The organism is Streptomyces sp. NPDC089915 (genome assembly GCF_040684675.1).
In the GTDB taxonomy this organism is placed as follows: Bacteria; Actinomycetota; Actinomycetes; order Streptomycetales; family Streptomycetaceae; genus Streptomyces.
On sequence record NZ_JBFBGN010000237.1, the window covers coordinates 1 to 5,101 of the forward strand.

At 78.3% G+C, this 5,101-nt stretch carries 5 protein-coding genes; all 5 read right to left on the minus strand.

Features of this window, described 5'->3' with window-relative positions; all coding sequences use genetic code 11:
• On the minus strand, positions 1-887 hold an 887-nt coding region (locus AB0O29_RS33990), incomplete at its 3' end, for a cytochrome P450 (RefSeq protein WP_365159732.1).
• Positions 884-1,639: a glycosyltransferase family 2 protein gene (locus AB0O29_RS33995; protein ID WP_365159734.1), complete on the minus strand. Its 756-nt coding sequence runs from the start codon at positions 1,637-1,639 to the stop codon at positions 884-886. The genes AB0O29_RS33990 and AB0O29_RS33995, both read right to left, overlap by 4 nt.
• Complete coding sequence (locus AB0O29_RS34000; protein ID WP_365159737.1) at positions 1,636-3,114, minus strand: class I adenylate-forming enzyme family protein; 1,479 nt, start codon at positions 3,112-3,114, stop codon at positions 1,636-1,638. The genes AB0O29_RS33995 and AB0O29_RS34000 overlap by 4 nt, the downstream gene beginning before the upstream one ends.
• The gene (locus AB0O29_RS34005; protein WP_365159740.1) at positions 3,114-3,863 is read right to left on the minus strand and encodes a glycosyltransferase family 2 protein; all 750 of its coding nucleotides are present in this window, start codon (positions 3,861-3,863) and stop codon (positions 3,114-3,116) included. The genes AB0O29_RS34000 and AB0O29_RS34005 overlap by 1 nt, the downstream gene beginning before the upstream one ends.
• Positions 3,860-4,873 (minus strand): ketoacyl-ACP synthase III, encoded by a 1,014-nt coding sequence (locus AB0O29_RS34010; RefSeq protein ID WP_365159743.1) that lies wholly within the window; start codon positions 4,871-4,873, stop codon positions 3,860-3,862. The genes AB0O29_RS34005 and AB0O29_RS34010 overlap by 4 nt, the downstream gene beginning before the upstream one ends.
• Positions 4,874-5,101: the final 228 nt, after the last annotated feature.

Below are 5,101 nucleotides of genomic sequence, written 5' to 3' on the forward strand. Positions count from 1 at the left end.
CGGCCGTCCGGGTCCCGCCGGTGCGCCCCCGCCGCGTGCCGGGCCACCAGCAGCAGCCGGTCCCCGCCCCGCACCGGGCAGCCCCCGACCACCCCGTCCGCCGCCGCCACCCGGGGCAGCACCGGCGAGGCCGCCGTCACCCGCAGCAACTCCTCCGCCAGCCGGGGCCGCAGCTCCGCGTCCCCGGCCTGCCCCCACAGCCCGGCGTCCGCGCACCACGCCACCGCCCGGGGCAGCGCCGCCACCGTCGTGTTCACCGCCGCCACCGCGACCATCGCCGCCAGGGGATCCGCGTCCCCGAGCACCTCCCGGAGGCGCTCCGCGGCCCGGACCGCCTCCGCCGCCGCGCCCGGCCGGGGCAGCCCCGGCAGATGGTCCCGCACCGAGGCCGCCGCCGCCCCGGCGGCCGCCTCCGCGAGCACGCGCGGGTCGGCCGCACGGTCCAGCAGGGCGCACACCACCGACCCCGCCAGCTCCCGCGCCAGCGCCACCACCTCCACCTGGCCGCCCCGCCCCAGCGGCGCCGGCCCCCGTACCAGCAGCGGCCGCCACACCTCCCGCAGCCGTTCCACTCCCGCCGCGCCCAGCCCGTCGGCCAGGGCGCGCCGGTCCGCCCGGTGTCCGCCGCCCTCCTGGTCGAACAGCACGCCCCCGGCGCCGCGCAGCGCCTCCCGGGCCGCCCCGCCCGTGGTCCCCGCCGCCGTCCGGTCCAGCGGCAGCCGGGTTAGCGCCTGCCGGTACGCGTCCGCGTCGTGCACCAGCACCGTCCCGCCGAGCCGCCGCACACCGCGCCCGCGCGAAGCGGCCAGCAGCCCGAACAGGAGGGGATGGCTGCGCAGGTACACCCGGCGGTCCCGCCTGCGGGCCCGGGAGTGGGGGCTGGTCATCGGACGTGGACCTCTTTCATGTCGACGGGCCGGTAACGCCGGTCCCAGTACCAGAGCAGGGTGCGCCGCACACCCCAGGAGCGCAGCCGCCGCAGGCTGTTCTCCACCACCAGCCGCTCGCAGCGCACCACCCGGGCGCTGTGCTCCCGCGCCCGGCCCAGCAGGGTGACGTCCTCCGACCCCTCCTCCAGCCGCTCGCGCGGAGCCCCGCCGCAGCGCAGGTACAGATCGGCGGTGATACCGAGGTTGTGGCCGTGGCACAGCACGTACGGGGCCCGGAAGCGCGCCCCCCGGTGCGCGGGCCGCCACCGCCCGTACAGCGCGGTCAGCCGCACCAGCGCCGGCAGCAGCCGGGCCTCGGCGAACGTCGGCCGCTCGTCCCGGCGCGGCACGCTCCGCCCGCACAGCATCTCCGCGCCCCGCCCGAACTCCGCCCGGGCCACGGCCGTCCAGTCCCGGGCGGGCAGACAGTCCGCGTCGGTGCGCAGCAGCAGGCGCGCCCCGCCGCGCACCGCGTGCCGGAACCCGGTGTCGGCCGCCGTCCCGGCCCCCGGCTCCGGCTCGTGCACCAGCTCGACGGGGAACGGCGCCGAGCGCGCGAACTCCCGTACGATCCCGGCCGTGCCGTCCGTGGAGGCGTTGTCGACGACGAGCAGCCGGAACCCGGTGTCCTCCTGCGCGGCCAGCGCCGCCAGCGTCGCCCCGATCGACCCCGCCTCCTCGAACGCCGGGACCACCACCCACAGGCTCATCCCGCGCCCCTTCCCAGCCGGGCCGCCGCCAGCGCCGACACCGCCGCCCGGTCCGGTTTGCGCGAGCGCCCCGACAGCGGGATGTCCGCGAACAGCAGCGCGTCCGGCCGGGCCGTGCCCATCGCCCGCATCGGCTCCGACAGGGCCGCGCGCAGGGCCGGTTCGGACGCCCCGCGCCGGGGCTGCACCACCGCGACGAGCCGCTCGTCCCCGTCGCCCGCCGGAACCCCCACGAGCACGCCCAGCTCCACGCCCGGCACGTGCAGGCCCGGCTCGTACAGCCCCGGGTAGATGTTCTCGGCCCGCCGCAGCACCATGTCCTTGCAGCGGCCCTCCAGCACGATCCGCTCCGCCCCGTCCAGCCGCGCCCGGTCTCCGGTACGCACCCACGGGTCGGGCTCCTCGCCCAGGTAGCGGTCCCGGGCGGCCGGCCCGGTCAGCAGCAGCTCGCCGCGGGCGTCCACGGACGTGCGCACCCCGGGCAGCGGGGCGCCCACCAGGTCCCCGGCCGCGTCGAAGGCGGCCTTCTCCCGGGACTCCACGGCGGCGGCCGGGAACAGCTCCGTCAGCGCGTACACCCCCCACGCCTCCCGCGCCCCGGCCTCCCGGACCCGTCCCAGCAGGCCCGCGCCCGCCGGGGCGGACCCCGTCCACACCCGGCCCCCGAACCGGGCCCCCGCGCCGAGCGCGTCCCGCAGCTGCGGCGGCGTCAGGTACGTGTCCCCGGGCCGCAGCCGCGCCAGCTGCCGGGCCAGCACGGCGGGGGAGCGGGCCGGCAGCGCGACCGGCGAGCCCTGGGCCAGCGAGGGCACCAGGACGAAGAAGGTCCCGCCCAGCACGGGCGCGCCGCCGCCGGCGCCGAAGAGGGAGGCCACCGTCTCCATCCCGGCCGCCAGCCCCGCCCGGGAGTGCACCACCGCACGCGGCCGGGACGTGGTCCCCGAGGTGAACACCACCACCGCGTCCCCGTCCCCCTCGAACCCCGACGGCACCCCCGCCCGGGGCGCCCCGAGGTCCAGCGCGGGCGCGCACCCCGGCAGCCGGGGCCCGACGGTGGCCACCGGCCCCAGCGCGGCCAGCTCCGGCAGCTCCAGCCGGGCCCGCCGGGCCAGCGGCGCCGCCCACCCCGCCACCGCCTGCGCGGCCGCGTCCGCCAGCACCAGCGCCGGCCGGGCCAGCGCCAGCCGGGCCCGCAGCACCTCGGCCCCGGCCCCCGGGTCCAGCACCGCCCCGCGCAGCCCGAGCCGCCACAGCGCCAGCAGCACCGCGAGCGCACGCGGCCCCGGCCGCACCGCCACCCCCACGGTGTCCCCGGCCCGCAGCCCCCGCGCGTACAGGGCGGCCGCGAACGCGTCCGCCAGCTCGGCGAGTTCACCCCCGGTGGCACGCACCCGGGTGCCCCCGGCCCGGGTGGCGGTGAGCACGGCCGGCCGCTCGGGCCGGGCGCGCAGGGCGTGTTCCAGTCGGTCCAGCATCAGCGGGGGTCGTCCGTTCCGTGTGTGCCGCTGCCCTGGTCCAGGTACCAGCGGGCGGTCCCGGCGAGCCCGTAGGCCCGCAGCCGGCGGGTGGAGTTCTCCACGACCATGCCCCGGCAGCGGGAGATCCGGTCGGTGTGGCGGCGGACCGAGTTCAGGAACAGCCGGTCCGTCGGTGAGGGCCGCCGCGGCATCCCGCCCACGGCCAGGTACAGCTCGGCGGTGATCGCCATGTTGTTGCCCGCGTGCATCCGGTACGGGGCCCGGTAGCCGCGGCGCCGCGCGTGCTCCGGCCGCAGCCGCCCGAACAGCGCGGCCAGCCCCACGAGTCCGGTGAACGCGGCCCGGCCCAGCGGCCCGTGCTCGTCGCGGCGCGCCGTGATCCGCCCGCACACCAGCCCGGGCCGCGCCAGCAGCGCGGAGCGCGCCGCACCCGCCCAGCCGGGCGCGGGCAGGCAGTCGGCGTCCGTCCGGGCCAGCAGGGTCGCGCCCCGCGCGATCGCGTACCGGAATCCGGTGTCCACGGCCGAGCCGACCCCCTTCTCCGGCTCCTCGATCACCTCCACCGGGAAGGGAGCGCCCGCCGCGAACTCCCGCGCGATACCGGCCGTTCCGTCCGCCGAGGCGTTGTCGACGACCAGCAGCGTGAAGTCCCGGTCCCGCTGCGCGGCCAGCGCCCGCAGGGTCCCGCCGATCCGGGCCGCCTCCTGGTGCGCGGGCACCACCACCCACATCCGCGCGCCGCTCACGACTTCTCCCAGACCATCGTCATGATGCTGATCCCGCCGCCCAGTCCGACGAACAACACCCGCTCCCCGGGCTCCAGTTCACCGAAGATCCGGTCGAGCTGCACGCCGATGCCCGCGCTCGCCACGTTGCCCAGCTCGGGCACCGTCACCACCAGCTTGTCCGCCGGCACCCCGGTCAGCTCCGCGAACCGCTCCAGGTACGGCACCGTCACCTGGTGCACCAGGACCTTCGCGAACCCGTCCCAGTCCATACCGGTGCGGTGCAGGGTCCGCTCGATGACCGCGGTGCCCGTCTTCTCGAAGACCCCGCGCAGTTCGTGCCCGTCGCCCTGGAAGTAGGTGTACGCGTCCCCGCGCGGGTGCCGCGACCCGCCGCCCGGGATCCCGCCGACCTCCCAGTGCTCCGAGCGCGTCTCGCAGTCCACGTGCAGGATCCCGCCGCGCTCCACCGCCTCCAGGACGACGGCCGCGCCCGCGTCGCCGAAGGTGTAGCCGGCGAAGGCGGCGCGGAACTCCGCCAAGTCGGCCGGGTCCTTGCGGACCGCGCGGCTCGGGGTCTCCCCGGTGACCACGAGCGCCCGCCGGGCCCGGCCGGCCAGGATCATGCTGCGGGCGAGGTCGATGCCGTTGACGAAGCTGTTGCAGGCGTTCGTGACGTCGACGGCGTGGGCCCGCGAGCCGAGGCCCGCCTGCACGATGTGCGCGGTGGCGGGCTCGACGAGGTCCCGCGAGGCGGAGGCGAACACCAGCAGGTCCACGTCGAGCGGGTCCAGCGGGGCGGCCGCCAGCGCCCGGCGGGCCGCGCCCTCCGCGAGCGTGGACGCGTACACGCCCTCGGGCGCCACCCGGCGCGAGACGATCCCGGTGGCCTGGGTCAGGAGCCGGGCGGGCAGTGCGATGCCGCTGCGGCGGGCGACCTCCTGCTGGAGGTCGTCCGAGGACAGGGCGTCCTCGGGGAGGAGGCTGCCGACGGCGGTGATGCCGACGCGGGGCTGCGGCTGTATGGGCATGCGTCCACGATGGCCTCGCGGGGGCGGTCGGTCCTGAGTACGGATGCTCAGATCCCTTGCGGGGCCGCTGAGTAGGGCACGGGTACGCCACCTCAGGGGGCCGGGGGCCGCTACGCGGGGCGAGGTCCCCTACCCGCCCTTCCACCGTTCCCCGGGCGCTGCCCGGACCCGTTGAAACGAGGCGCGGACCTCTTCGGCCGTGGTCGCCCGCAGCCCCAGCTCGGCGTC